Origin of the sequence: Chryseobacterium barbadense, assembly GCF_042849955.1 — a bacterium.
Classification (GTDB): domain Bacteria; phylum Bacteroidota; class Bacteroidia; order Flavobacteriales; family Weeksellaceae; genus Chryseobacterium.
Genome location: NZ_BAAFHL010000016.1, coordinates 1 through 24,273, shown reverse-complemented (window position 1 = coordinate 24,273; position 24,273 = coordinate 1). Strand labels below are relative to the sequence as shown.

General features: G+C 37.4%; 23 protein-coding genes. 4 read left to right on the top strand and 19 right to left on the bottom strand.

The features are described from left to right. Window positions 1-24: 24 nt before the first annotated feature. The 3 genes from ACGHIN_RS08540 to ACGHIN_RS08530 all read right to left on the bottom strand — a co-directional run bounded on the left by ACGHIN_RS08540 (window position 25) and on the right by ACGHIN_RS08530 (window position 1,337). The gene (locus ACGHIN_RS08540; RefSeq protein ID WP_390452554.1) at window positions 25-315 is read right to left on the bottom strand and encodes a hypothetical protein; all 291 of its coding nucleotides are present in this window, start codon (window positions 313-315) and stop codon (window positions 25-27) included. Window positions 316-378: 63 nt separating this feature from the next. Beyond that, the gene (locus ACGHIN_RS08535) at window positions 379-669 is read right to left on the bottom strand and encodes a winged helix-turn-helix domain-containing protein (protein ID WP_390452552.1); all 291 of its coding nucleotides are present in this window, start codon (window positions 667-669) and stop codon (window positions 379-381) included. A gap of 50 nt (window positions 670-719) precedes the next feature. Next, a complete protein-coding gene (locus ACGHIN_RS08530; protein WP_390452551.1) occupies window positions 720-1,337 on the bottom strand; it encodes a hypothetical protein in 618 nt (205 codons plus the stop codon). Between the two features lie 128 nt (window positions 1,338-1,465). Between ACGHIN_RS08530 and ACGHIN_RS08525 the strand changes: the two genes are divergently transcribed. Beyond that, the gene (locus ACGHIN_RS08525) at window positions 1,466-3,067 is read left to right on the top strand and encodes an AprA-related methyltransferase (protein ID WP_390452549.1); all 1,602 of its coding nucleotides are present in this window, start codon (window positions 1,466-1,468) and stop codon (window positions 3,065-3,067) included. Between the two features lie 56 nt (window positions 3,068-3,123). Here the strand turns inward: ACGHIN_RS08525 and ACGHIN_RS08520 are convergent, their stop codons facing one another. The 3 genes from ACGHIN_RS08520 to ACGHIN_RS08510 form a co-directional block, all read right to left on the bottom strand. Then, window positions 3,124-4,674: a RagB/SusD family nutrient uptake outer membrane protein gene (locus tag ACGHIN_RS08520; RefSeq protein ID WP_390452547.1), complete on the bottom strand. Its 1,551-nt coding sequence runs from the start codon at window positions 4,672-4,674 to the stop codon at window positions 3,124-3,126. A gap of 11 nt (window positions 4,675-4,685) precedes the next feature. Beyond that, window positions 4,686-7,637, bottom strand: coding sequence for a SusC/RagA family TonB-linked outer membrane protein (locus tag ACGHIN_RS08515; RefSeq protein WP_390452545.1), 2,952 nt, complete (start codon window positions 7,635-7,637; stop codon window positions 4,686-4,688). A gap of 225 nt (window positions 7,638-7,862) precedes the next feature. Continuing rightward, a complete protein-coding gene (locus tag ACGHIN_RS08510; protein ID WP_390452544.1) occupies window positions 7,863-8,627 on the bottom strand; it encodes an enoyl-CoA hydratase/isomerase family protein in 765 nt (254 codons plus the stop codon). 267 nt (window positions 8,628-8,894) lie between these two features. Between ACGHIN_RS08510 and ACGHIN_RS08505 the strand changes: the two genes are divergently transcribed. From ACGHIN_RS08505 to ACGHIN_RS08495, 3 genes are all read left to right on the top strand, one after another. Continuing rightward, window positions 8,895-9,239 (top strand): hypothetical protein, encoded by a 345-nt coding sequence (locus ACGHIN_RS08505; RefSeq protein WP_390452542.1) that lies wholly within the window; start codon window positions 8,895-8,897, stop codon window positions 9,237-9,239. Between the two features lie 258 nt (window positions 9,240-9,497). After that, on the top strand, window positions 9,498-10,046 hold the full coding sequence (locus ACGHIN_RS08500) for a phage tail protein (RefSeq protein WP_390452541.1): 549 nt from the start codon (window positions 9,498-9,500) through the stop codon (window positions 10,044-10,046). 25 nt (window positions 10,047-10,071) lie between these two features. Continuing rightward, entirely contained in the window at window positions 10,072-10,893 is an 822-nt protein-coding gene (locus tag ACGHIN_RS08495) for a T9SS type A sorting domain-containing protein (protein ID WP_390452539.1), read from the top strand. A gap of 74 nt (window positions 10,894-10,967) precedes the next feature. Here the strand turns inward: ACGHIN_RS08495 and ACGHIN_RS08490 are convergent, their stop codons facing one another. From ACGHIN_RS08490 to ACGHIN_RS08430, 13 genes are all read right to left on the bottom strand, one after another. Next, window positions 10,968-11,651 carry an SMUG2 DNA glycosylase family protein gene (locus tag ACGHIN_RS08490; RefSeq protein WP_390452537.1) on the bottom strand — a complete coding sequence of 228 codons (684 nt, stop codon included), beginning with the start codon at window positions 11,649-11,651 and terminating at the stop codon, window positions 10,968-10,970. Window positions 11,652-11,724: 73 nt separating this feature from the next. Further along, window positions 11,725-14,220 carry a phenylacetic acid degradation bifunctional protein PaaZ gene (paaZ, locus tag ACGHIN_RS08485; RefSeq protein ID WP_390452536.1) on the bottom strand — a complete coding sequence of 832 codons (2,496 nt, stop codon included), beginning with the start codon at window positions 14,218-14,220 and terminating at the stop codon, window positions 11,725-11,727. Window positions 14,221-14,633: 413 nt separating this feature from the next. Beyond that, window positions 14,634-15,227 carry an acyltransferase gene (locus ACGHIN_RS08480; RefSeq protein WP_390452534.1) on the bottom strand — a complete coding sequence of 198 codons (594 nt, stop codon included), beginning with the start codon at window positions 15,225-15,227 and terminating at the stop codon, window positions 14,634-14,636. A gap of 83 nt (window positions 15,228-15,310) precedes the next feature. Beyond that, window positions 15,311-16,516 (bottom strand): 3-oxoadipyl-CoA thiolase, encoded by a 1,206-nt coding sequence (gene pcaF / locus ACGHIN_RS08475; protein WP_390452533.1) that lies wholly within the window; start codon window positions 16,514-16,516, stop codon window positions 15,311-15,313. A gap of 76 nt (window positions 16,517-16,592) precedes the next feature. Continuing rightward, window positions 16,593-17,006, bottom strand: a complete 414-nt coding sequence (locus tag ACGHIN_RS08470; protein WP_390452532.1) for a PaaI family thioesterase — start codon at window positions 17,004-17,006, stop codon at window positions 16,593-16,595. Between the two features lie 212 nt (window positions 17,007-17,218). Then, a complete protein-coding gene (locus ACGHIN_RS08465; protein WP_390452530.1) occupies window positions 17,219-18,349 on the bottom strand; it encodes a 3-hydroxyacyl-CoA dehydrogenase NAD-binding domain-containing protein in 1,131 nt (376 codons plus the stop codon). Between the two features lie 122 nt (window positions 18,350-18,471). Continuing rightward, the gene (locus tag ACGHIN_RS08460) at window positions 18,472-19,272 is read right to left on the bottom strand and encodes an enoyl-CoA hydratase-related protein (RefSeq protein ID WP_390452528.1); all 801 of its coding nucleotides are present in this window, start codon (window positions 19,270-19,272) and stop codon (window positions 18,472-18,474) included. A 59-nt stretch (window positions 19,273-19,331) separates the two neighbouring features. Then, window positions 19,332-19,796, bottom strand: a complete 465-nt coding sequence (gene paaD, locus ACGHIN_RS08455) for a 1,2-phenylacetyl-CoA epoxidase subunit PaaD (protein ID WP_390452526.1) — start codon at window positions 19,794-19,796, stop codon at window positions 19,332-19,334. Window positions 19,797-19,899: 103 nt separating this feature from the next. Continuing rightward, a complete protein-coding gene (gene paaC, locus ACGHIN_RS08450) occupies window positions 19,900-20,649 on the bottom strand; it encodes a 1,2-phenylacetyl-CoA epoxidase subunit PaaC (RefSeq protein WP_390452524.1) in 750 nt (249 codons plus the stop codon). A 1-nt stretch (window position 20,650) separates the two neighbouring features. Beyond that, window positions 20,651-20,932, bottom strand: coding sequence for a 1,2-phenylacetyl-CoA epoxidase subunit PaaB (gene paaB / locus ACGHIN_RS08445; RefSeq protein ID WP_390452522.1), 282 nt, complete (start codon window positions 20,930-20,932; stop codon window positions 20,651-20,653). Window positions 20,933-21,044: 112 nt separating this feature from the next. Then, window positions 21,045-21,983, bottom strand: coding sequence for a 1,2-phenylacetyl-CoA epoxidase subunit PaaA (gene paaA, locus ACGHIN_RS08440; RefSeq protein ID WP_390452520.1), 939 nt, complete (start codon window positions 21,981-21,983; stop codon window positions 21,045-21,047). Between the two features lie 74 nt (window positions 21,984-22,057). After that, window positions 22,058-23,143 carry a 2Fe-2S iron-sulfur cluster-binding protein gene (locus ACGHIN_RS08435; RefSeq protein WP_390452518.1) on the bottom strand — a complete coding sequence of 362 codons (1,086 nt, stop codon included), beginning with the start codon at window positions 23,141-23,143 and terminating at the stop codon, window positions 22,058-22,060. Continuing rightward, a partial coding sequence (locus ACGHIN_RS08430) for an AMP-binding protein (protein ID WP_390452516.1) occupies window positions 23,143-24,273 on the bottom strand: 1,131 nt, incomplete at its 5' end. The genes ACGHIN_RS08430 and ACGHIN_RS08435, both read right to left, overlap by 1 nt.

Below are 24,273 nucleotides of genomic sequence, written 5' to 3'. Positions count from 1 at the left end.
AGAAATCCATATATCCCTCCTCTATTAACTTCCGGCAAAAGGAGTCCCGAAAATTCCTACCGCCAGTTCCATCCAAATTAAAATCAGCACTACCAGAATAATCCCACAAATAATTAATTTGTAAGAAAAACTTTTATTTGAGTTCACCACAAGATTAATGATGAATGCTGTTCCGAAAAGTAAAATTCCGGCAATGATGAAATCAAATAGTGACCAGTCAAATCCTTCTATAAAAAGATTTCCGAAAAAAGCGGCTGCCAAAAGCAAGGCAGGAACTGCGAAAATTAAAATGTTTGTTTGTTTAAGTGTTTTCATTTTTTCTAATATTTAATTATAAAGTACTTTGAATTACAAAGTTTATTTTCAAAAAAAATTTCTTTATTTTCCTAATAATTTTTCCAGTGCATTTAAATGTTCTGAAAAAGCTTCTCTTCCACTTTGCGTGACTCTGTATGAGGTTTTTGGTTTTTTCCCTACAAACTCTTTTTTCACTTCTATATAAGCCGCTTTTTCCAACGCATTGCTGTGACTTGCCAAATTACCATCCGTAATTTCCAGTAATGCTTTCATTTCTGAGAAATCAACCCAATCGTTTACCATAAGAACAGACATAATGCCCAATCTTACACGACTTTCAAATTCTTTGTTGAGTTGATTTATTTTGATCATAATATAGGTAACAGAATTCTTGAAATTAATTTCAAATCTGCAAATTTAAATTATTTGTATTTCTTATGCATGATTAATCCGTAAACAATGTGCAGAACTCCGAAACCAAATGTCCAGGTAACTAATCCCCAACCTAAAAAGAAAAAGGAAATAAGTCCTAAAACAATCTGGCAATATCCTAAATATTTAATATCTGTCAGCGTATATCTTTCGGCACTCACCAAAGCCAGGCCATAAAAAATCAGTGTTGCAGGAGCAACCCACGCAAAAAGGTGATGATAGAGTAAACCGAGGCAAACAATCCCGCCGGTAATCAGAGGAACTGCGAAAGTAGCTAAAAGGCGTTTAGTGGTGGCATCCCATATTTTAAGCCCATTTCTTTTACTTTTATTGGCCGTGAAAATATAGCCGCATAAAACAGCAGTAATTAAAATCAAAGTTCCAACAATAACAAGTTCTTTTACTAATGCGGGACTATATATATTTCTCTCCCCATCAAAGTAATCAATTCCCTCCCTCTGAAAAACAAAATAGACATACACAGCTCCGATGATTGCAGCAAGACCTGCAAAAACTCCTGACAAACCACTTAATGAAATAAATCTGGAAGAGCGTTCCATCATGGAACGGATATGAGACAGGTCTTCGTGATAGTTTTTTGTATCCATATAAAGAACTTTGAAATACAAAGTTAAAATTAAATTTCAAATCACAAAATTATTTTTTTAAATTTTTAATATTAATTTTCTACCCGTCATCAGGAATTCTTAATTTTAAGAAACTAATATGGAATAACATGAATAAAAACGTTTTGCGTTCGCTCATTTTCAGACATCTGGACGGCATTGTCGCAGCTCCCACCGTAGCTTCTCTTATCAAAAAGGATATCATTTGCTACATCATGGATAAAAAGGAAATCAGACTGCAGCAGCTTGTTGAAACGTTCAAAGCTCATGACGGATATCTTAATGTGGCATTACGAACGTTATCTTCACAGGGCTTTTTAGATTACCATGTGAATAACGAAAAAGATGAAGTGATCCTTTCGGCTAATCATAATACTCAATATTTGCAAAAATATTCTCCTCTTTACCTTAAAGTGATTCCGTTTCAGAAAAAATCTGTTGATATGAAAAGTCAGATTAAAGAAGGTGGTTTTATTGATGACTTTGCCCAACTCACAGATGCCATTAAAAATAATTTTGGAATTACATCAGCCGAAAATCCTGATGAGCGAAAAATCCAGGAGCAAATCCTGAAGCATATTGAAGGCTGTGTAATCGGGCCTATTATTGTATATCTCGGAATGACAGGTATGTTTCATAAGTATTTTATGGAAACTTCTTTTCAGGCGGCTGAGTTTCATAAAAATTCCGATAATTTTGAAATTATCCTGGACTTCCTTACTCACTTAGGCTGGTTTAAAAAAACAGGAGACAATTATAAATTTACGGAAACCGGCATCTACTTTGCCAAAAGAGCAACTTCTTATGGTGTTACGGTATCTTATCTACCTCTGCTTAATAAAATGGATGATCTGTTGTTCGGGGACGCTTCTAAAATAAGAGAGATCTCTGAAGGAGAAGACGAAATCCACGTAGACAGAACAATGAATGTTTGGGGAAGTGGCGGCGCCCACTCTAATTATTTTAAAGTTGCCAATGATTTCATTATTAACATTTTCAACCAGCCTATTCATCTCCAGCCGAAAGGGGTCCTGGATATGGGTTGCGGAAATGGCGCATTCATCCAACATATATTTGAAACCATAGAAAGGTATACACTTCGTGGAAAAATGCTTGAAGAATATCCTTTATTTCTGGTTGGGGCAGATTATAATCATGCCGCACTGAAAGCAACCAGAGCCAACCTTATCAACAATGATATCTGGGCGAAGGTAATATGGGGAGATATCGGGAATCCTCAACAATTGGCAAAAGATTTACAAGAGAATTATGAGATCGGGCTTTCTGACCTCTTGAATATCCGAACCTTTCTGGATCATAACAGGGTTTGGAAAACTCCGGACAATAAGAAGCCTGAAAGAATCAGCCAATCAACAGGGGCATTTGCTTTCAGGGGAAAAAGACTATCCAATAACCTGGTAGAAGAAAGTTTAAAAGAACATCTGGAACTTTGGTTGCCTTATATTCGGAAGAACGGACTTTTAATTATTGAATTGCATTCTTTAGATCCCAAATTAACAAGTGAAAACATCGGAAAAACTGCTGCAACAGCATATGAAGCGACCCATGGTTATTCAGATCAATATATTCTTGAAATTGATGTTTTCAGAAAAGTATGCTCGGAAGTAGGATTGAATATTGATAAAGAATTTTCCAGAAAGTTCCCGGATTCTGAACTGGCTACAGTTTCTATTAATTTGCTAAAAGCATAAAAACCTTGCCTGAAATAGGCAAGGTTTTAAAAAAAATATTAAAATTTGAATAAGAATTACAATGGATTCTGTACAATAAGCGGATTGGCATTGATCTCTGCTCTAGGGATCAAGAATTCCCATCTGTTATCTGTATTAGCAACAGTCATTACATTGTTTACTACTACTGCAGAATGATTGGCTCCGGTTCTGTCTAATCCCTGATTCAATCTCTTAAGATCTAAGAACCTGAATCCTTCACCCCAAAGCTCTATTCTTCTGCTGTTCAAAATTTCTGTAATATAAGCAGCTCCCGTTGTAGTAGCTCCGGTATAGGCAGGGTTTCTGTTGATAGAAAAAGCGTTAAATACAACCTTAGATCCTGCTTCATCACCTAATCTTGCTTTAGCTTCAGCTTCGATAAGATACATTTCCGCAGCTCTCATATAAGGCACATCCATTCTACTGTCTGAAGCACTTACAGATAAGAACTTCTGACTTGTATACGGGAATTTTGAATAAGTTGCAGGTAAAGAAACAGCTGGTATTGCCGGACTTGGCGGAGCTGCTGCTGCTCCTGCATGATTTCCTGTAGGGTCTACAAGTTTCTTTCTGATGTCTGTATTTGGAAACAATGCGTAAAGCTTACTGTTCATTGCTTTAGGATTCTGTCTGATGTTGGTAGAGTTATAGTTTCTTGACATATAAGCTCCAAAATTTCCAAAATAGTCAGTCTGATCTGCAATAATGGTAGCACCCCATATCCATTCTCCATTACCTTCCAGATTATTAAATCCGGCAACATAGGTTGCGTTGTCCATCAAAGTAAATCCTGCTCTAGCCTGTTGAGCAGAAGTTGCAGCTAAAGCATAGTTACCTTGTGTAAGGGCAACTCTCGCTCTTAAACCTAGTACTACTTTATCATTAAAATGAGATTTTGTAGATCTTGAGCTGCTCAGTCTTGATAATGCTTCTGCAATATCGCTGTTGATTTGAGCATAAACTTCTTCTACTGTATTTCTTGCCAACGGAACTTCATTCGCTTCCAATCTGATAGGAACTCCAAGCTGACTGTTGGTTGTGTTTGGAACGTATCTTTTTCCATAGATCTGAACCAGCATATAATAACTGAATGCTCTGAAAGCATAAGCTTCAGCAATTGCTTGTTTTACAGTTGCAACTTCTGCCGCGTTTGTAGTAGGTACTGTAGGTCCATTAGCAATAATAAGATTAGCATTTCTGATCAACGCATAGTAAAACTGGAAAGGATAGAAATCATTAGCCCCGTTCTCATTGATTTGATCCAGCCATCTTACTGTTGAAACATACCAGCCGTTACCTGTAGAAGGAAAAACCAAGTCTTCTCCAAGGGCATCCATCATAATCATGATTCCTCCCTGTCCGTTTTGTCCCTGGCTGCTGTTTTGTCTGTAATACATATCTCTGTGCATACCGTTTACGATAGCCATTAAATTGGATGCACTGGAATAAGCTGATTCTTCAGATACTGCAGTGGTAGGATCTGCATCCAGATAATCGCTGCTACAAGATAAACTTAAAGAAAGCATTAATAATGCAGAGGATAATATTGCAATTCTTTTATATTGTCTTTTTATTATATTTTTCATAATATTTAATTTTAGAATGATAAACTAAATCCTATTGTAACAATTCTTGCAGGTGTATATCTGTTTGAAGTTGTTCCATTAAACGTTTGTGCAGGCTCTAGTCCTTTTCTTGCCGTTTTACTCCAGATATTTTCCCCTGATAATAATAGTCTTAATGATGTCAAACCATATTGTGAAATACTTTCCGGAGTGAAGCTATATCCTAAAGTAGCTTGTCTGAAGGTGATAAAGTCTGATTTTACCAACCATCTGCTAGATGCAGCATTTGAATTTGTATAGGTAGAAGAGTTCAGTGCCGGCACATCTGTTATTTGCCCCGGTGTGGTCCATCTATTCAAAATATCAGTACTTAAAGCACCTCCTTGAGTATAACTTGACATTAATGTTTGGTAATTAGAGTCGTACGTCATTCCACCCAACTGATAGGTAAACATCGTTGATAAAGACCATTGCTTATAGGAAATTGATGTTCCGAAGCTACCGAATAGGTCAGGAATAGCTGTTCCTGAATAATCATATTTAGCTTTGTTAAAGTTAGTCGTTACCTGAGTTCCGTTCACTGTTCTGATATCCGAAGCTGTAGTACCGGCATAAGCATCAGCTACTAAGAATAATGGTGAGCCGTCTGCAGGATCAACCCCGTACCATTGTCTCAACCAATAATCATATACAGAATGTCCTACTGAAACTTTTTTAGTCCCATTGATGATCTCTGTAATTCCTTGTGATAATTCTGTAACTTCATTCTTAAGAGTTGATGCATTGGCATTGATATTCCATGTAAAGTTATCATTTTTAATAACATCTGCACTGATCGCAAATTCAAAACCTCTGTTATACATTGTTCCAACATTCTTACTGATACTGTTACCCGGCACACCACCTGATACCGGAAGTGGAACAGGGAAAATAAGATCATCTGTAATTCTGTTATAATAATCTACAGAACCTGTAATTCTATTATTCAAGAAACCAAAATCCAAACCTAAGTCAGTTTGCTTATTAGATTCCCAAGTGATGGAAGGATCAGCTAGGAAACCAAATAAAATTCCTGGCTCCTGTGCATTGTTGTACCCTAAACTATAAGTACTCTTATACATATAGTAACTATTGGTTCCGTCATTTCCAACTTCTCCATAAGAACCTCTTAACTTTAGTTCGCTCACAACTTTCGAATCACTTAAAAAGTCTTCCGCTTTAATTCTCCATCCGGCTCCTACTGACCAGAATGAATCCCATCTTACATCTTTTGCAAATCTTGAAGAAGCATCCCATCTGATAGATCCTGACAACAAATACTTGGATTGATAATCATAGTTCAACCTTGAAAAAACACTCTCTTTTTTATAGTTGTCTGTTTGCGAAGTTACCGTAGTAGGAGTAACAAAATTGATCAATTCATCATTGTCATCCACTGTTTGTCCCTGCTTATAAGCATTGAAGTACTCATAGATATATTTATAGTTTTCATGACCTAGCAAGAACTCAAAGTTATGCACTCCAAATTTACGCTTATAGTTTAATAATTGGTTCCAGGTAAGCGTTTGCTCTGTAAATGTAGTTTTTTCAGCAGCACCTGCAGGAGCTGCATCTCCGATAACTTTATTTACATATCTGCTTCTTCTATTATTTCGGATATCATATCCCACGTTGGTAGATAACGTCAAATAAGGATCCACCTTAAATTCTGCGTAAGCTCTTGAAATAATATAGTAATTTTTAGAAATATCTTTATTTAAAAGAGTTTCCTGAATAACGTTTCTACCTGCCGCTGCATCTGCTCCTCTTGCATTTCCTGCATCGTAAACAATGTTTCCTGCAGCATCATACAATGTCGCAAATGTGTTAGGATCGTGTGCATACGGGCTATAAATAGGCCCCATTGTTCTGGTCCAGCTGTATGGATTAATATAGGCACTATTATTATCGGCTCCATCAATAGAGTTATTACCATTAGACGAAACCCCACTGATACTTGTTCCTAATTTAAGCCAACTTTTGATTTGGGAATCCACTTTCAATCTCGCCGTGAATCTTTCGAAATCAGATTTCATCAGGTAACCGGTCTCGTTGGTATAACTTACTGAGGAAAAATAAGTAGTTTTGTTGGTTCCTCCACTATAGTTTAGTTCATAATTTTGTCTGAAACCTGTTTTCATCAATGGTCCTTGCCAATCAAGATCTGTATATTTCAATTGAGCATTCGGATTTAAAACTCCATCAACTACCAATTGATTATCAGCTACATTAAAAACATTTGTCTTTAACACTCCTGAAATCAAATTGTTCGTTGCAAAAGTATTAGCGGCAGCAACACCTGCAGCCGGATTTGTAGTCAATCTTCCATTTCTCATAGCTTCCCAGATTAATGGATAATATTGATACACATCTACTCTGTCATATTCCGGAATAGATCTTCCCACATATCCTGTACTCATATTAAAGTTCAGAACATCTGTTCCCTTTCTACCGGTTTTAGTTGTAATTAAAACTACTCCATTCGCTGCAGCTGAACCGTATAGTGATGTAGATGCCGCATCCTTCAAAATGTTAAAAGAGGCAATATCATTCGGGTTAATTGCAGATAGAGATCCGGTATAAATAACACCATCTACTACATATAAAGGAGATGTAGAGATTCCATATGACCCTATCCCCCTTATCTGAATGCTCGGCGCACTACCTGGTTGTCCTGTTCCTGTAGAAACTTTTACCCCCGGACTGGCTCCGTCTATCGCCTGCCCAATATTGGAAATAGGACGATCTGCAAATTGCTTGGCTTTAATTTCCGTGTTGGAACCCACCAATGTTTCTTTTTTCTGAGAACCATAAGCCACAATTACAACCTCTTCAATCTGCTTTTCAGTGGTTGTAGTATCCTTGCCAGTTCTCTGTGCTTCAACTAATTGCCCGCCTGCAAAAAACAGAACAGCAGTAGTTACTAACGACAATCTTAACTTCATATTAACAAATTTTAATATTAAAGGAACAAATGTGTTAATAAATATTAACATGTGCAAATGTTAGTTAAAAATTTAACATATCGATATATATATTATGCATTACATTGATTATAGTTAACAAAATGAATAATATATTAATAGTTCAATATGAATGAAACAAAACAAGTAAAAAATATAAAACCATTGAAAATTTTCAATGGTTTTATTCAATATATTGTGAATAGACTATTTTACCCTCAATCTTTCTTTTATGGCTTCAATATTTTTCTTTGCAGAATCTTCAAGGATCAAACTGGCACTCATATGAATTCTTGCAGGCATCAATTCATTGAAATGGTCTGTACCTTCCCAGGATACTTTTTTTATTAATGCCAATGCATCACTGCTTCTTGATGCCAGGGTTTGTAAGAATTTTTCCAGCCGGGCATCCATTTCCTCAATATTTTCAGAAACTGAGTGGTATACATTATGTTGCTCTGCCCACTCAGCGGATCTGAAATCCGCATCAATAGCCATAGCCGAGAACTGGGACTTACCTATTTTTCTTTCTACATAGGGACCGATGACAAATGGTCCGATTCCCAAATTAATTTCCGTTAAAGCCAGCGCTGAGTCCTTAGTAGCGAAACAATAATCCGCTCCGCAGGCAATACCTACACCCCCTCCGGTTGTTTTTCCCTGAACTCTTACAACTACGATCTTACCGCAGTTTCTCATCGCATTCAAAACTTTGGCAAAACCACCGAAAAATTGGGTTGACGCTTCTAGTTCTTCAATAGCCAAAAGCTCATCAAAGCTGGCCCCTGCACAAAATGCTTTTTCACCCTCACTTTTGATCAGGACTGCCTTAACTTCCTCTTTAGCGCCTTCTTCCAAAATGGTTTGAGCCAGCTTTTCTAAAATTGCCCCTGGAAGAGAATTGCTTTTGGGTGTTCCAAAAGTAATTTCCGAAATATTGTTCTTGAGTTCCGATACTACAAATTCGTTCATTTTTAGATTATTTGAATAGTTACAAAAATACTAAATACACGTTGTTTTAAGAAAATTAAATGGACAAATTACTTATTTACACCATTAATTTCTGATTCCGTATAAATACTAAAAATAAAATTTGGTCATTTTTACGCTACCCTCATTTTTTATCTGACGCTACATTTGTAATGTTCATTTTAATACGAAGCTTCGACCATGTGAACAAGGGAAAATCCGAAAGCCCTAAAAAGTGTAGGAACATTTAACTTAAAAAAAATCAACACCATGTCTTATCCAGTAGTAAAAATCACCAATTCGACCAATTACATTGCAAGCGGTAAAGTATCTTATATGAGCATTTTTTGTTCAGATGATAATTATTCGGTAACTCCCAATACAACCTGGCAAGCCGGCAGCAGAGGGGTATGTTTACTTACGGAAATCACTGCGATTATGAAAACTCCTAACGGAGATATTGTAGCAACCCCTTACACCTCATCGGGAACATCTTATAGTAATTTTGCCATCCTTCAGACAGGGCCGAATTCTTTTGCCGTTACCAGAGTGGTCAATTTAAGCGAGGATCAGGTTCCTGAAGATTATGTAGAACCTACTGTACAGCAGAAATAAGTACAGAAAATCTATATCACCATTAGATTTCAATACTATAAAATAAAACCTTCAGATCACTGAAGGTTTTTATGCTTTTTATTTGAGATGAGCATCATTACGTAGAAATACGGAATGCCAAATTTGGTATTTTCTACTCTAGTCCGGCTTTCACAGATGTTGTTACTTTGGTTTATCAAACAGACCTGTAAAATAGGGTTGAATGGCGGAATCCGAAAAGCCAACAGAGTAGGAGCTTATCACTGAAAAATTATTATCATGGACGAATTTATGGGAATTGTAAAATTATTTGCAGGAAACTTTGCCCCTAGAGGATGGCTATTTTGCAATGGAGCTTTATTAAGCATCTCTCAAAACTCAGCATTGTTTTCTTTATTGGGAACAACCTATGGTGGTGACGGAATTAATACATTCGCACTTCCAAATCTAACCGGACGCATGGCTATAGGATCAGGAACACAAAGTGGTAAATCTTATCCTTTGGGTATTTCAGGCGGAAGTGAACAGACCACTCTTCTTGCTCAAAATATACCAAGTCTTGGAGGTGGATTCCAACTGAAAGTGGCTAATAAAAATGCTACTACTGCCACTCCGTCTGCTACCACTTCGATTGGTATTACCGGAACACAGAACGGTAGAGATTTTACGGCTGTACCCAGCTTCGTAGACAACGCCAATCCAGATACAACAATCAACGCCTTATCAGTTTCTTATACAGGACAAGGCTTACCGATCAATAATATGCCTCCGTATTTGGGATTGAATTATATCATTTGTGTTGAGGGGATTTATCCGTCTCGATCTTAATATTAGAACACCTAAACTCAAAATCATGAAAAGAACTATTTTTTTAACTATCTGTAGTCTTCTCATCTCTCTCCTTTCTTTTGGGCAGACCAGTACAGAATTGTTTGAAACAGAATCACACAACAGTTCAAGCTTTACAGACAACGGAGTGATTTTCAATATTAACTCGCAGGTAAGCACTTTCGATATACAAGCGAATTACCCTGGAACAGGATGGAGTGGAACGGCTAATGATAACAGGTATATTGATAACTCAAATTCTGCTTCAAGCGGAGCCTCATTTAGCATAAAAACCACATCTAATTTATTCAAAGTCAACAGATTCTGGGTATTCCTTTCCAACATCACATTAGACCAGACAGTTCCCGGGACATTGACGGTTACAGGAAAACTTAGCGGCGTGACCAAATTCACACAAATCAAGACGACCGGTTTTGCTACTTCATTAGGAACCACCAACGGTTATACGCTGATAGATTTAACCAATCTGAATGGGCAGAATTACAGCAACATCGTTATTGATGAGCTTCAGATCACCGCAGGCGGAAACTATACTTATCTAGGATTTGATGCCTTTGTATGGGTAAAAGATTCCAACATTGTTTTGGCTACGAATGAGGTAAAATCTCAAAAGAACAAACTTGGCATTTATCCAAATCCTACCTCTGGTTCTTTCATTATTAAAGCAGACGAAGGCAGCAAGGCCGAAATATATGACCAAACAGGTAAAATAATAAGAACATTGGATCTGAGACAAGGGGAAAACAGAGAGGATATTTCCGAACTTCCTACGGGAACTTATCTGATCAAAGCCTCTTCGGGATCTTACAAAATTCTTAAACAATAAGTTCCGATTTCAGAATATAGATTGTACCGATTCTATAACATAAATGATAAAACCACCTATGATGAAAGGTGGTTTTATTTTTTCAAGGCTAAAATATATTTATCAATATACAATTGCTTTTCTTTTGATTTATATTGCTGAATATACCTGGGATGTTCTAAAATCGTCATTTTTTCAAACATTCTTTCTTTTTGGTTCAATTTAGAAATGAAATCGGCATTCTTCTTTCCCAGGATAAATACTTCAGAAGTATCAAGACCTAGGCCGATGTGTTTTTTTAAAGAATCGATCATAAAATCTTTTACGTCTTCAAACAATCTTTTATCATCATAATAATTGGCATTCAGCCAGCCATTTTTCGATTTTCTTACGATAGCCAGCGGAAAAGGAGAATTGATATAACAATCTCTGTAAAATTGCTCTACACCACCATATTCTTCAATCATGTCATAGACAAAAACGGAAGAGACTTCATGGGTGTAAGCAGATTTCATTGCAATACCGCAAGCACTTTCGAGCCGTTTGGTATCCGTGAAAGGGACTCCTGTAACTCCGGCTCCATGACGGCTTGGATTGATTCCAACAATAAACTTTCTTTGACGCGAATCATTATAGTATTTATGATAAAACTTCTGCATCACTACCATAGTTTGAGGATTATTAAGATATGGATTCAATACCTCAAAACCTTCCGGAAGCTTTCCGGAATATTTCAGATTTTGATTAAACTCAATAACTTTGTCTGCAAATGTTTTCATCAGGCTGGAATTAAAAAAACAATGTAGCAATTTATGAATAAACTGCTACATGGTTATTTTTGAATCTTATTGATTAAATCAATCCGAATTGTTCAAAATGATGCGTAAAATGTTTTTTATGCATCAGTTCCCACATTTCTTTATTCAGTTTTCCAAAAACAAAGTTCATATGTTCTGCCTGTGGATTTTCTCTGTAGTAAATTGAATATCTTTTTAAAGTATCCATGAAAGATAATTTTGCAGCTTCAAGATTTTTATGTCTTAATTCTAATAATTTCTCGTCTTCAGCTAAGAAAGGCGCAGGGAAATCTTTGGGCATTTTTCTATGATTATATAAAGAATCCTGCCATTTTTCCAAATGTTCTTCAGGGGTGTAGCACTTGTCAGCTTCCGGTTCTCCTAAGCTTACCAAAACCCCATGTTCCAAATGTTCAATCATCTGTTGCGGAGACATTTTACCCCATTTTGCTTCAGTATTTTCCGTTAATCCGTTAAGAATTTTTTCGATATTTTTTACTTTCAGATCAATAAATGGAGATTGTTTCGCCACCAACGTTAAAATTGTTGCTACGCACACCACTTCTTCTCTTTGATTCACGACCTCAACCAGCCATTTTACGACTCCGGAAGGAATATTTCTTCCTTTTACCCCTCTGTTGATCTTTTCTTTTGCCGTTAAATAAACTGTGATGGTATCGCCTGCATAAACAGGCTTAAAGAATGAACAGTTTTCAAGTCCGTAATTCGCAATAACAGGTCCTTTTTTGCCGGAAACAAATAATCCTGCCGCTGCTGAAAGGATGAAATATCCATGTGCAACTGTTTTATCAAAAATAGTTCCTGTTAAGCTTGTTGCATCCGTATGAGCATAGAAATGATCCCAAGAAACATTGGAGAAATTCACAATGTCTGCATCCGTAACCGTTCTTCCCGCTGTTTCCAAAGAGTCTCCCACTTCCACTTCTTCAAAATACTTTTGGAAAGGATGTTTATCCGAGAATTTTTTCTCTGCTCCCTGTTGATATATTTTAGTGATCGCCGTTAAAATATCCGGTGACCCCTGAATGGCTGTTTTCTGTAAGAAGAAATGAAGACCGTTCAAACCGCCCATTTCTTCGCCTCCTCCGGCTCTACCCGGGCCTCCGTGCATTAAGGTAGGAAGCGGAGAACCATGACCTGTGCTTTCTTTGGCGTTATCTCTGTTCAATACAAAAACTCTTCCGTGTTGAGAAGCCATTTTCCATGAAGTTTCTGCTACAAATTCATTATCATAAGAAAGGATAGAGCCTACCAGACTTCCTTTTCCTCTTTTTGCCAGCGCTGCCGCTTCTTCTGCATCTTTATAAGGCATTAAGGTAGAAACAGGACCAAAAGCTTCTACGTCATGAGAGATATTTTTCTCGAAAGGTTTGTCATTCAGGAATAACTTAGGACTCATAAATGCTCCTTTTTCATAATCGGCATCTACCAATTCGTGTTTTCCGTCATAAACAAGTTCTGTTTCTGCTTTCAGAATACCTATTTTTCTAAGAACCTCATCATATTGCTGTTTTCCGACAAGAGATCCCATTCTGGTTTCCCTGCTTAATGGATTTCCTATTTTAGTTTGATCTAAAGCTTTAGATAAAGCATTCTGAACATCTCCGATCAAATGTTCCGGAACGATAATTCTTCTGATTGCCGTACATTTCTGACCAGCCTTAGTGGTCATTTCATTACGGACTTCTTTAATAAACAGATCAAATTCCGGAGTTCCCGGCTTGGCATCCAATCCAAGAATAGAACAGTTCAATGAATCTGCTTCCATGTTGAAACGTACTGCATTTCCTGCAATCGAAGGTAAAGATTTTAATTTTCTGCCTGTAGTAGCTGAGCCTGTGAATAATACCGAGTCTCCATCCTGAACATAATCCAGGATATTACCAGGCTCACCGCAAACCAATTGAAGTGCTCCTTCGGGAAGAAGTCCGCTTTCAATCATGTCCTGGAAAACCGCATTGGTCAAATAAGAACCATACGGAGATGGCTTTACAATAGAAGGAACACCAGCCAATAATGAAGTGGATAATTTTTCCAACATTCCCCAAACCGGAAAATTATAGGCATTGATCTGGATTGAAACTCCTTCACTTGGAGTTAGAATATGAGTTCCCAAATGGGTTCCGTTCGCAGAGATCTTCTGTGTATCTCCATCTACCCAGAACGGGGTATTCGGAAGCATTCTTTTAGCTAACCCGGAATAGGTGAAGAAAGTTCCGAAACCTCCTTCAATATCTACCCAAGAATCAACGTGAGTAGCTCCGGTTTTATATGATAATTCGTAATATCTTTTCTTTCTTTCCAGAAGATAAAGTGCTACTTTTTTCAGCATTTCTCCACGATCATAGAATGTCATGGAAGATAGGTTTTTATATCCCACTGTCCTTCCGAAATCAAGAGCCTGCTCAAAATTCAATCCTTCCGTATCCGAAACAGCAACCTGCTCTCCATTAACGGCATTGTACAAAGGAATTCCGTTTCCGGTTCCTTCTATCCATTGTCCGCAGATATAATTTTTTAATTTTTCCATATAGTTATTTACTTTTTATTTGACTAATTTCATCTTTTTAACAAATCCTCTAATCATCAGATAAAGTAAGAAAAAGGCAAACCAACAATCCAAAATAAAAACAAAATCAAGAAATAATGTGTAGAAATTATTTCTTCGTTCAAAACGTCGGATCATTTCATTTGATTCTCCATGTTCCAATGTATCGGAAACACCAATTGATTCTTCTGCAAAATAGAAACATAAAAAATTGATTCCCATTACTACAATCAAAATCAACACCCAGTATTTCTTCAGAAAATTTATCATTTCTTATTTTGGAGTTGCAACACTTCTTCCAAAGTATAATTTTTAAAATATAAAATCTTTTCCTAAAAGGCCTTGGGCATAATCTTCCACTGTTTGTCCGATATCAGCTTCATCTCTTAGTGTATTTACTTTACATCATCCCAAATGCTGTAATCAACAATTTTGGTGGGTGTCTGGTGAACATATTCTGAAAAAGGTTCGCAAGGTAAAATAGCGTCTTTTCCTTCTCTTGCCAATTCCTGATATAATTTTGTTCCTTCTGTTTTCCAGCGAATCATTTCATCTGAAACATCACGGATGATTTTGGCGGGACTTCCAACAATCAGTTTTCTCGGTTCACTTCTGAAATTAGCCGGAACAAAAGCCAATGCACCTATAATACATTCATCTCCGATAACCGCTTTATCCATCACTACCGAATTCATCCCAACCAAACAATTTTTTCCGATATGCCCGGAATGAATGATTGCTCCATGTCCAATATGGGCAGATTCTTCCAGAATGGTTTCAATATTCGGGAATACATGCAGGGTGCAGTTTTCCTGAACATTGGCTCCGTCTTTCACCAAAATTTTACCCCAGTCGCCACGGATCACCGCGTTCGGACCTACATAGACTTCTTCACCTATTTCAACATTCCCGATAATCACCGCCTGCGGATGAATATATGCAGAAGGTTTGATAATGGGGCGAATTCCGTGATATGAGTAAATGTTCATGTCTTTCTGATGTGTTGATATGATAATTTGATGATGCGATAATGGATTGTTCATATCAACACATCATCGCATCATCAAATCAATTAAACTTTTTCGATTACCATCGCATACCCTTGTCCTACACCGATACAAAGGGTACACAATGCATATTTTTTATCTTGTTTTTGAAGTTCCAAAGCGGCTGAACCTACAATTCTCGCTCCTGAAACTCCAAGAGGGTGACCTATTGCAATCGCTCCTCCATTCGGGTTTATTCTTGCATCATCATCTTTCAATCCTAAACTTCTTGTTACCGCCAAAGCTTGAGCAGCGAACGCTTCGTTCAATTCAATAATATCCATATCATCTAAAGAAAGATTTAATCTCTTTAATAACTTCTGGGTAGCTTCCACTGGTCCGATTCCCATGATTCTTGGTTCTACACCGGCTACGGAAGATCCTAAAATTTTAGCTTTTGGTTTTAATCCGTATTTTTTTACCGTTTCTTCACTTGCCAGAATAAGAGCTGCTGCTCCGTCATTCATTCCGGAAGCGTTTCCTGCGGTTACTGTTCCTTCTTTTCTGAAGGCAGGTCGAAGTTTTCCTAATCCTTCCATGGAAGAGGCAGGCTTTATAAACTCATCTTTATCGAAAATAATAGCTTCTCCTTTTTTCTGTGGAATTTCAACTTTTACGATTTCTTCCGCCAGTCTTCCGTTTTCCTGTGCTTTTGTCGCTTTCTGCTGAGACCAAAGAGCGAATTTATCCTGGTCTTCTCTGCTGATCTGGTGAATATCGGCTAAATTCTCAGCGGTTTCTCCCATTCCGTCTACACCATACATTTCTTTCATTTTCGGGTTGATAAAACGCCATCCGAAAGTCGTATCGAACATCTGGCTGTCTCTTCCGAAAGCCATGCTTGGTTTTGACATTACATAAGGAGAACGGGTCATATGCTCTACTCCACCTGCAATATAGATTTCCCCTTCACCTGCAGCAATGGATCTGAAAGCATTGGCAACAGCAGACATCCCGGAAGCACAAAGCCTGTTTACGGTCTCTCCTCCGATTTTATAGGGAAGTCCGGCCAATAAAAGCCCCATTCTCGCTACATTACGGTTGTCTTCCCCGGCTTGGTTCGCACATCCGAAAATAACGTCTTCTATTTCTTCTACAGGAACTTCAGGGTTTCTTGAAACAATTTCTTTCAGCACTATGGCTGCCAGATCATCGGCTCTGACTTCTGATAACCCTCCCTGTAATTTTGAAATAGGAGTTCTGATGTAATCTATGATGTATACGTTGTTCATAATTTTGATATGATAATTTGATCATGTGATAATATGGTGATTATTGTCAAATCAACCTATCAACACATCTCCATATTTATAATTCTGTTACTTTTTTTCCGATTTTGTAGACCGTTCCGACAAATTTGGCAATCAGATCTTCATTTTGATTGGTAATTCTGATGTCGTAAACTGCTGTTTTTCTTGTTTCATTAACCAAGATACTTTCCGCTCTGAAAACATCACCTTCTTTTCCGGCTTTGGTAAAGTTGATAATACAGTTCAATGCAACAGCGGCATCTCCGGAGTTGTTGGACGAAAATGCTAATGCGGAATCTGCAAAAGCAAACGTAACTCCTCCATGAACTGTTTTAAGCCCATTGATCATCTCTTTTTTAATGGGCATCTCTATCAAGCAATAGTTTTCTTTGACCTCAATCATTCTGATACTCATCCATTGGGAAAAATAGTCCTGATTGAGCATATAATCTGCAACTTGTCTCGGCGTCATTTAATATTTTTATTTAGAGATTTTTTTTTCTTTCGGTTCTGGTTGTTTAATTCATCAAGAAAATAATAAAGTACAAATATTCCCAAGAAATATAATGTATAAAGCCTTGTCTGGAAATTTTTAAAATCAGGCTGCTTTATCAACATAAACATGCCTGTCATAAAAACAGCGACTGCCAGGCATTTTATTATTCTCTTCTTGTCTATTTTCATTTACAGCTTTTTTAACAATGGACTTTGTCTGTATCTTTCTTCCTGATATTCTTCATAAAGATCCTGCAGGGTTTCGGAAATTTTTGAATATCCGATCTCTTTTCCCCAGCTTAATAATCCTTTCGGATAGTTCACTCCTTTCTGCATAGCCAATTCGATATCTTCATCATTGGCAACACCTAATCTTTTCGCTTCAATCGCTTCATTAATCAGCATTGAAATAATTCTTAAAAATATCTGTTGATATAAAGCATCATCTTTCCGGGCAACCGGTTTTTCTGCTCCTTCGTTATAGTCATAGAAACCTTTTCCGGTTTTTCTTCCATGAAGTTTAGCTTCAGACATACGCTGCTGTAATAAAGATGGTTTGTATTTCGGATCGTAGAAGTAGTCTTTGTAAACGGTAGTAGTTACAGCGAAATTCACATCCACCCCAATTAGGTCCATCAATTCGAAAGGTCCCATTTTGAAGTTTCCGAGCATTCTCATTGCTTCGTCTACTTGTTCAGGAGTTGCGATATTTTCCTCAACAATCCTTAATCCTTCTCCATAATAAGGACGGGCAATTCTGTTGACAATAAATCCGGGAATATCCTTAGCAATAACGGGCATTTTACCCCATTCTTTCATGAGGTTATATATTTTTTCCGCCAATGATTTTTCTGTTAATAAAGATGGAATAACCTCTACTAAAGGCATTAATGGTGCAGGATTGAAAAAATGTATTCCGATGAAACGCTCCGGTTTCTTAAGTTCCGCACCTAAAGAGGTAATAGAAATGGATGATGTATTGGAGCCAATAATGCAGTCTTCTGAAACATAGTTTTCGAGCTCAGTGAAAACTTTGGTTTTGATTTCTTTGTTTTCAATAATTGCTTCAATTACGAGATCTGAATGTTCTAAATCCTGCAGATTTTCAGCTTTACTGATGTTATTTCTGATCTCTGTGGCTTCTTCCCGGGAAATTTTAGTTTTTTCAACCAGTTTCTGAAGGGTTTTCTCTAAGCCTGAAAGTGCTTTATCAATTTGCAGAGCCTGTGCGTCGTAAACAACTACTTTACATCCTGCTGTTGCAGCGACCTGAGCAATTCCGATACCCATGGTTCCTGCTCCAATAATTCCTACATTCATTTCTTTATATGTACAATGTATTTATGTAAAAAGTATTCATGTAAATGAAAAACAAATTCCAGGTTTGAGTTTAATCAGCATCAGAATCATGAACATTTTACATGAATACTTTAATACGTTTTTTATCTTCCTTTATAATTAGGTTTTCTTTTTTGTAAAAAGGCATTTACACCTTCTATAAAATCTTCTGTTTCTGAAGCTTCCTGCTGCAAATCTGCTTCCAGTTCCAATTGTTGGCTCAATGTATTATCGTATGAATGAGCAAAGGCTTTTTTAGTCAGTTTGAAAGCAGCTGTAGGCATATTCGATAGTTTCTCCAGAATTTCCATGGATTTCGGCATGAATTCTTCTTCGCTGAAAACTTCTGCTACCAATCCATAAGATTTAGATTCTTCAGCAGATATTTTTTTTCCTGTGAATGCTAAATAAGTAGCCAATTGTCTTCCTAAAAGTTTCGGCAAGAAGTAAGTTCCTCCTGTATCCGGAATCAATCCAATATTTGAAAATGCCTGAGAGAAATAAGCTTTATCATTGGCTAAAACGAAATCGCAGATCAATGCTAACATCGCACCAGCTCCTACTGCAGGACCATTCACTAAAGCCACTACAGGCTTTTTAGAATGTGTAACTTCCGTTACTAACGGATTATAATAATCTTCTACAATTTTGCGAACGATATATTTATCATGATGTTCGTTACCCTGAACGAAAGCGTCATCCAGATTTTGTCCGGAACAGAATGCTCTTCCTTTTCCTGAAATTGCAATACATCTTACGGTTGAGTCTTCATTACAATCTTTGATAAAATCTTTTAGATCGGATAAAGACGGCTTGGTAAGCGCATTCATCGTTTCCGGTTGATTCAGGTAGGCGATTTTGAGTTTCCCGTCAAAATGCGTTTCAATATCAAGTTGTGTATACATATTGAATTGGTTGTTAATGTGTTAATATAAAATGATTATTTCTATAAAGTTAATCATTTTTAATGACATTTAAAATAGTCAAAAGGCTCCAGACAGTCTAAACACTGGTACGAAGCCTTACATAATGTAGACCCGAATCTGCTGATCTGTTTGGTGTGCATGGAACCACAACGAGGACATTTTTTAGGTTTTCCTATATGATGTTCGTCTGCTCCTTTTTCGGGAGGGGTAATTCCGTATACACGAAGTTTTTCTCTCGCTTCATCCGTTAACCAGTCTGTTGTCCAAATCGGAAACATCTTGGTTACCACTTTCGCTTCCCAACCGTTTTCCTTCATGATCTTTATGATGTCTTCTTCAATGGTAAACATAGCGGGACAGGCAGAATAAGTAGGCGTAATCGTCACCTCACAAGAATTCTCGCCGGTCACTTTTGCATCTCTTACAATACCTAATTCCACGATGTTGATTACCGGGATTTCCGGATCGGGAATTAATTCTAATATTTCTATGGGATCTTTCAATCTTTTTAAATCTACAATTTATAATGCATCATAAGATGCTTCAACAAGTTCAGCATGACAGTGCGGTTATTATACTGTTAGACGCATTGTTACATTTAGAATTTTACCAAGAACACCCCGGATAAGCTCTCTGCATATATTGCAATTCACAAAGGATATACCCAAAGTATTCCGTATGATATCCGGTTCTTGATTTTGGCTGCATGAAATGATCTTTCAGATAATCCAACCCAAAACTCTGGAAATCTTTTTCTGTAATAGCAATAAACTGCTGATATAATTCGTCAACATTAGGAGCGATGTTTAAAGCAATTAAGTCATTTTCTCCTTCTACTTTCGCGAATAAGCCTTTTGTATATTCCCAGATATTATCAATAGCTTTTACCAAACGTTCACGGCTTTCCTCTGTTCCCTGAGCGAAGATTTTCATCCAGGAAGAAGCATGGGTATAATGATATTTCACTTCTTTCAAAGATTTCTGAGCAATTGCAGATAGTTCTTCGTCCGCAGAGTTTGATAAGGCTTCATACATTAACTTCTGATAGACCGCAAGAACGTATACTTTAAGAACAGTCTGTGCATAATCTTCATTAGGCAATTCCACCCAATGCGCATTCACATATTCATGTTCGTATCTTAAAAATGCTAAATCATCTTCACTTTTACCATTATCGGCTACTCTTGAAGCATACACATAAAAGTTATTAGCTTGTCCCAGTTCGTCTAAAGCGATGTTCGTCAATGCAATATCTTCCTCCAGATACGGACCTTTTCCACACCATTCAGATAATCTTTGTCCCATGATGAAACTATCATCGGCAAGTTTTAATAAATAATTGAATAATGCACTCATATTACATGTTTTTTACATCATTAGGAATCTCATAGAAAGTCGGGTGACGATACAGTTTATCATCCGCAGGATCGAAAAACGCATCCTGTTCCATCCCTTCCGAAGTCACAATATATTTGCTTGGAACTACCCAAACGCAGGTTCCTTCTTTTCTTCTGGTATACACGTCTCTTGCATTCTGTAATGCCATTTCCGCTGTTGGCGCCTGAACTGTTCCGGCATGTTTGTGGGATAGTCCCGGTTTAGTCTGAATAAACACTTCCCACATATCTAAATTGGCCATAGTCAAATTTTAATTTAACAATGTATCAGTGTAACGGTTTACCAATGAGATGCTTCGATAAGCTCAGCATGATAAGGATTGTTACATTTTTACATTGGTATACTGTTACATATTATATTACTTCTTTTTGTTGTTTTTCCGCAAAAGCAGCTGCCGCTTCTTTTACCCAAAGATTTTCCTCCTGCGCTTTTACTTTGGTCTGTAATCTTTTCTTGTTGCAAGGTCCGTTTCCTTTCAAGATTTCCATGAATTCATCCCAAGGAAGTTCCCCGAAATCGTAATGACCTCTTTCTTCGTTCCATTTCAGGTCTTTATCCGGAATCGTTAATCCTAAAAATTCAGCTTGAGGAACGGTAACATCAATGAATCTCTGACGAAGACTGTCATTACTTTCTCTTTTTACTCTGTAATTCATAGAAATTTTAGAATTAGGCGAGCTGTCATCATTTGGCCCAAACATCATTAAAGCCGGCCACCAGAAACGGTTCAACGCCGCCTGTGCCATTTCTTTCTGCTGTTTTGTTCCACGGCAAAGTGCCATCAAAATTTCATACCCTTGTCTTTGGTGGAAAGACTCTTCTTTACAGATTCTTACCATCGCTCTTGAATAAGGGCCATAAGAATTTCCCATCAACATCACCTGGTTCATAATGGCTGCTCCGTCTACCAACCAGCCGATTGCACCAATATCTGCCCAACTTAGTGTAGGATAATTGAAGATACTTGAATATTTTGCTTTCCCTGAAAGCATATCATCATAAGTAGCATCTCTGTCTGCCCTGATGCTCCCGTTTCCTAATGTTTCGGTTGCAGCATACAGATATAATCCGTGTCCTGCTTCATCCTGAACTTTTGCTAAAAGAGCCATTTTTCTTCTCAATGAAGGTGCTCTGGAAATCCAGTTGGCTTCCGGCAGCATTCCTACAATTTCAGAATGGGCGTGCTGTGAGATCTGACGAACCAATAATTTCCTGTAATCATCAGGCATCACATCTTTTGGTTCTACTTTATTTTCTTCGTGAACGTACTGAACAAATTTTTCTAAGTCCATTTCTTTTGTTTTTGTAAAATGTAAAAAGTATTTATGTATTCATGAATACATTGTACATGAAGTCATTAATACAATTAAACGTCATAATTAAGCATCACCACATTGGTTGTCGGGTGACATTGACATGTCAGAACATAACCTCTGGCTACTTCTTCTTCGGTAAGCGCGAAATTTTTCTCCATGAAAACCTCTCCTTCTAAAACTTCCGCCTTACACGTACAACAAACTCCACCTTTACAAGCGAAAGGTACAGGAAGATTGTCTTTCAATGCTTTATCTAAGATTCTTTCTTTTTTTGAATTCAGGTGGAACGAATATTCATCATCATCAATGATCACCGTCACCATACTTTCTATATTGGCAATAGCCTTGAATTCTTCACTCATTTCCTCAGAATTTTCTTCATCAGGAGCAGTGAAATATTCATATAAAACCTGGATAGCAGGTACTTTTTTGTCTTTCTTTAAATAATCGGAAATTCCTTTGATCATTTCCGCAGGTCCGCAGATAAAATAAGTGGATTCCTGAACGTTGATCTCAGGATATTTTTCAAATAACTGTTCTAATTTCTCCGCTGAAATTCTTCCTTCAAATACCGGATCTTCATGTTTTTCACGGCTTACCAGATAAATTACCTTTAATCTCCCGTTGAAATGCTCCACCAATCTGTCAATTTCAGCCTTTTTCATCACATGATTCATACTTCTGTTACTGTAAAACAGGTAAGCATTGCTATTAGGTTCCTGATAAAGGCTTTCTTTAATATTGGAAAGAATCGGGCTGATTCCGCTTCCCGCAGCCAAACCTACATATGTTTTAGTATTGGTAGGATGATAGGTAGTGTTGAAGCTACCCATCGGAGGCATTACCTCAAGAATCTCATCCATGTGAAGATGTTCATTGAAATATCCAGAAACTTTTCCACCTTCCAAAAGCTTTACCAATACTTCAAGTGTATTGCTTTTTTCACTTGGAGCATTGCAAATAGAATAGGAACGGCGTTCTTCATTACCGTCTATCATTAATTTAAAATTAAGATACTGCCCCTGCTTGAACCTGAATTTATCTTTCAGTTCTTCAGGAATTTCCACCGCTACATTCACTGCATCGTTGGTATCTTTCTGAACCTTTACAGTTTTTAGCTTATAAAATGAATTCATTATTTTTTGAGTATTCTGTTTATTTTTCCGCCTTCGCACTTAGGCAGGCTGTCCTGGGCATGAATTTTTACTTTCGTGGTGATTCCTACCCGTTTTTTTATTTCGTTTTCTATATTTTTTCCGAAGCTTCCTACAAAATTAAGATAATCGTCGGTATTTATCTCAAGTTGCTGAGCTTTTACCAGTTCATCATCAATTTCCACATCAATATCCAATGCCACACACATTTGCTCCTTTTCAACAGGAGTTAAATAATAATTCGGAACCACTCCTTTCACATGAGAGAATACTTCTTCAATCTGGCTCGGATATACATTCACTCCTCTTACAATCAGCATATCATCGGCTCTTCCCACAATAGGCTTCATTTTCACCATGGTTCTTTTAGCATTCAGATCATAGTAAAGACTCGTAATATCATTCGTCCAATACCGTAAAAGCGGCATCGCTTTTTTCGTTAAAGTAGTGATCACCAAGACTCCTTCTTCCCCAAACGGAACCGGCTGTTTGGTTACCGGATCTAAAATTTCCGGATAAAAATGATCTTCCCAGATATAAGCTCCGCCTTTCTCTTCAAAATCTTCCATGGAAACTCCGGGACCGATAATTTCACTTAATCCATAAATATTAGTGGCATGAACGCCTAATTTCTCTTCAATGTGTCCTCTTATAATTTCTGTCCAGGGTTCCGAACCCAACACAGCATATTGTAAACTGATTTCCTCCGCAATAACCCCTCTTTTAGAAAATTCATCCGCAATGGTCAAAGCATAAGATGGGGAACAGCAAATAACTTCAGGCTTGAAATCTAAAATTAAATCTACCTGTCTTGCTGTCATTCCTCCTGAAATCGGAAGAACGCTCATTCCCAGTTTTTCTGCTCCATAGTGCAAACCCAAACCTCCCGTAAAAATTCCGTATCCGTAAGCATTGTGCAACTGCATTCCCGGTTTTGCTCCCGCAGCATTTAATGATCTTGCCACTACTTCACTAAAAAGATCCACATCCTCTTTGGTATATCCTACAACCGTTGGCTTCCCTGTCGTTCCGCTCGAGCAATGAATTCTTTGAAGCTCATTTTTCGGGACCGTAAACAAACCAAACGGATAGTGATCTCTTAAATCCTGTTT

Coding starts and splice junctions, on each gene's coding strand:
- ACGHIN_RS08540 (WP_390452554.1), bottom strand. CDS start 315: ATGAAAACACTTAAACAAACAAACATTTTAATTTTCGCAGTTCCTGCC.
- ACGHIN_RS08535 (WP_390452552.1), bottom strand. CDS start 669: ATGATCAAAATAAATCAACTCAACAAAGAATTTGAAAGTCGTGTAAGA.
- ACGHIN_RS08530 (WP_390452551.1), bottom strand. CDS start 1,337: ATGGATACAAAAAACTATCACGAAGACCTGTCTCATATCCGTTCCATG.
- ACGHIN_RS08525 (WP_390452549.1), top strand. CDS start 1,466: ATGAATAAAAACGTTTTGCGTTCGCTCATTTTCAGACATCTGGACGGC.
- ACGHIN_RS08520 (WP_390452547.1), bottom strand. CDS start 4,674: ATGAAAAATATAATAAAAAGACAATATAAAAGAATTGCAATATTATCC.
- ACGHIN_RS08515 (WP_390452545.1), bottom strand. CDS start 7,637: ATGAAGTTAAGATTGTCGTTAGTAACTACTGCTGTTCTGTTTTTTGCA.
- ACGHIN_RS08510 (WP_390452544.1), bottom strand. CDS start 8,627: ATGAACGAATTTGTAGTATCGGAACTCAAGAACAATATTTCGGAAATT.
- ACGHIN_RS08505 (WP_390452542.1), top strand. CDS start 8,895: ATGTCTTATCCAGTAGTAAAAATCACCAATTCGACCAATTACATTGCA.
- ACGHIN_RS08500 (WP_390452541.1), top strand. CDS start 9,498: ATGGACGAATTTATGGGAATTGTAAAATTATTTGCAGGAAACTTTGCC.
- ACGHIN_RS08495 (WP_390452539.1), top strand. CDS start 10,072: ATGAAAAGAACTATTTTTTTAACTATCTGTAGTCTTCTCATCTCTCTC.
- ACGHIN_RS08490 (WP_390452537.1), bottom strand. CDS start 11,651: ATGAAAACATTTGCAGACAAAGTTATTGAGTTTAATCAAAATCTGAAA.
- paaZ (WP_390452536.1), bottom strand. CDS start 14,220: ATGGAAAAATTAAAAAATTATATCTGCGGACAATGGATAGAAGGAACC.
- ACGHIN_RS08480 (WP_390452534.1), bottom strand. CDS start 15,227: ATGAACATTTACTCATATCACGGAATTCGCCCCATTATCAAACCTTCT.
- pcaF (WP_390452533.1), bottom strand. CDS start 16,516: ATGAACAACGTATACATCATAGATTACATCAGAACTCCTATTTCAAAA.
- ACGHIN_RS08470 (WP_390452532.1), bottom strand. CDS start 17,006: ATGACGCCGAGACAAGTTGCAGATTATATGCTCAATCAGGACTATTTT.
- ACGHIN_RS08465 (WP_390452530.1), bottom strand. CDS start 18,349: ATGAATGTAGGAATTATTGGAGCAGGAACCATGGGTATCGGAATTGCT.
- ACGHIN_RS08460 (WP_390452528.1), bottom strand. CDS start 19,272: ATGTATACACAACTTGATATTGAAACGCATTTTGACGGGAAACTCAAA.
- paaC (WP_390452524.1), bottom strand. CDS start 20,649: ATGAGTGCATTATTCAATTATTTATTAAAACTTGCCGATGATAGTTTC.
- paaB (WP_390452522.1), bottom strand. CDS start 20,932: ATGGCCAATTTAGATATGTGGGAAGTGTTTATTCAGACTAAACCGGGA.
- paaA (WP_390452520.1), bottom strand. CDS start 21,983: ATGGACTTAGAAAAATTTGTTCAGTACGTTCACGAAGAAAATAAAGTA.
- ACGHIN_RS08435 (WP_390452518.1), bottom strand. CDS start 23,143: ATGAATTCATTTTATAAGCTAAAAACTGTAAAGGTTCAGAAAGATACC.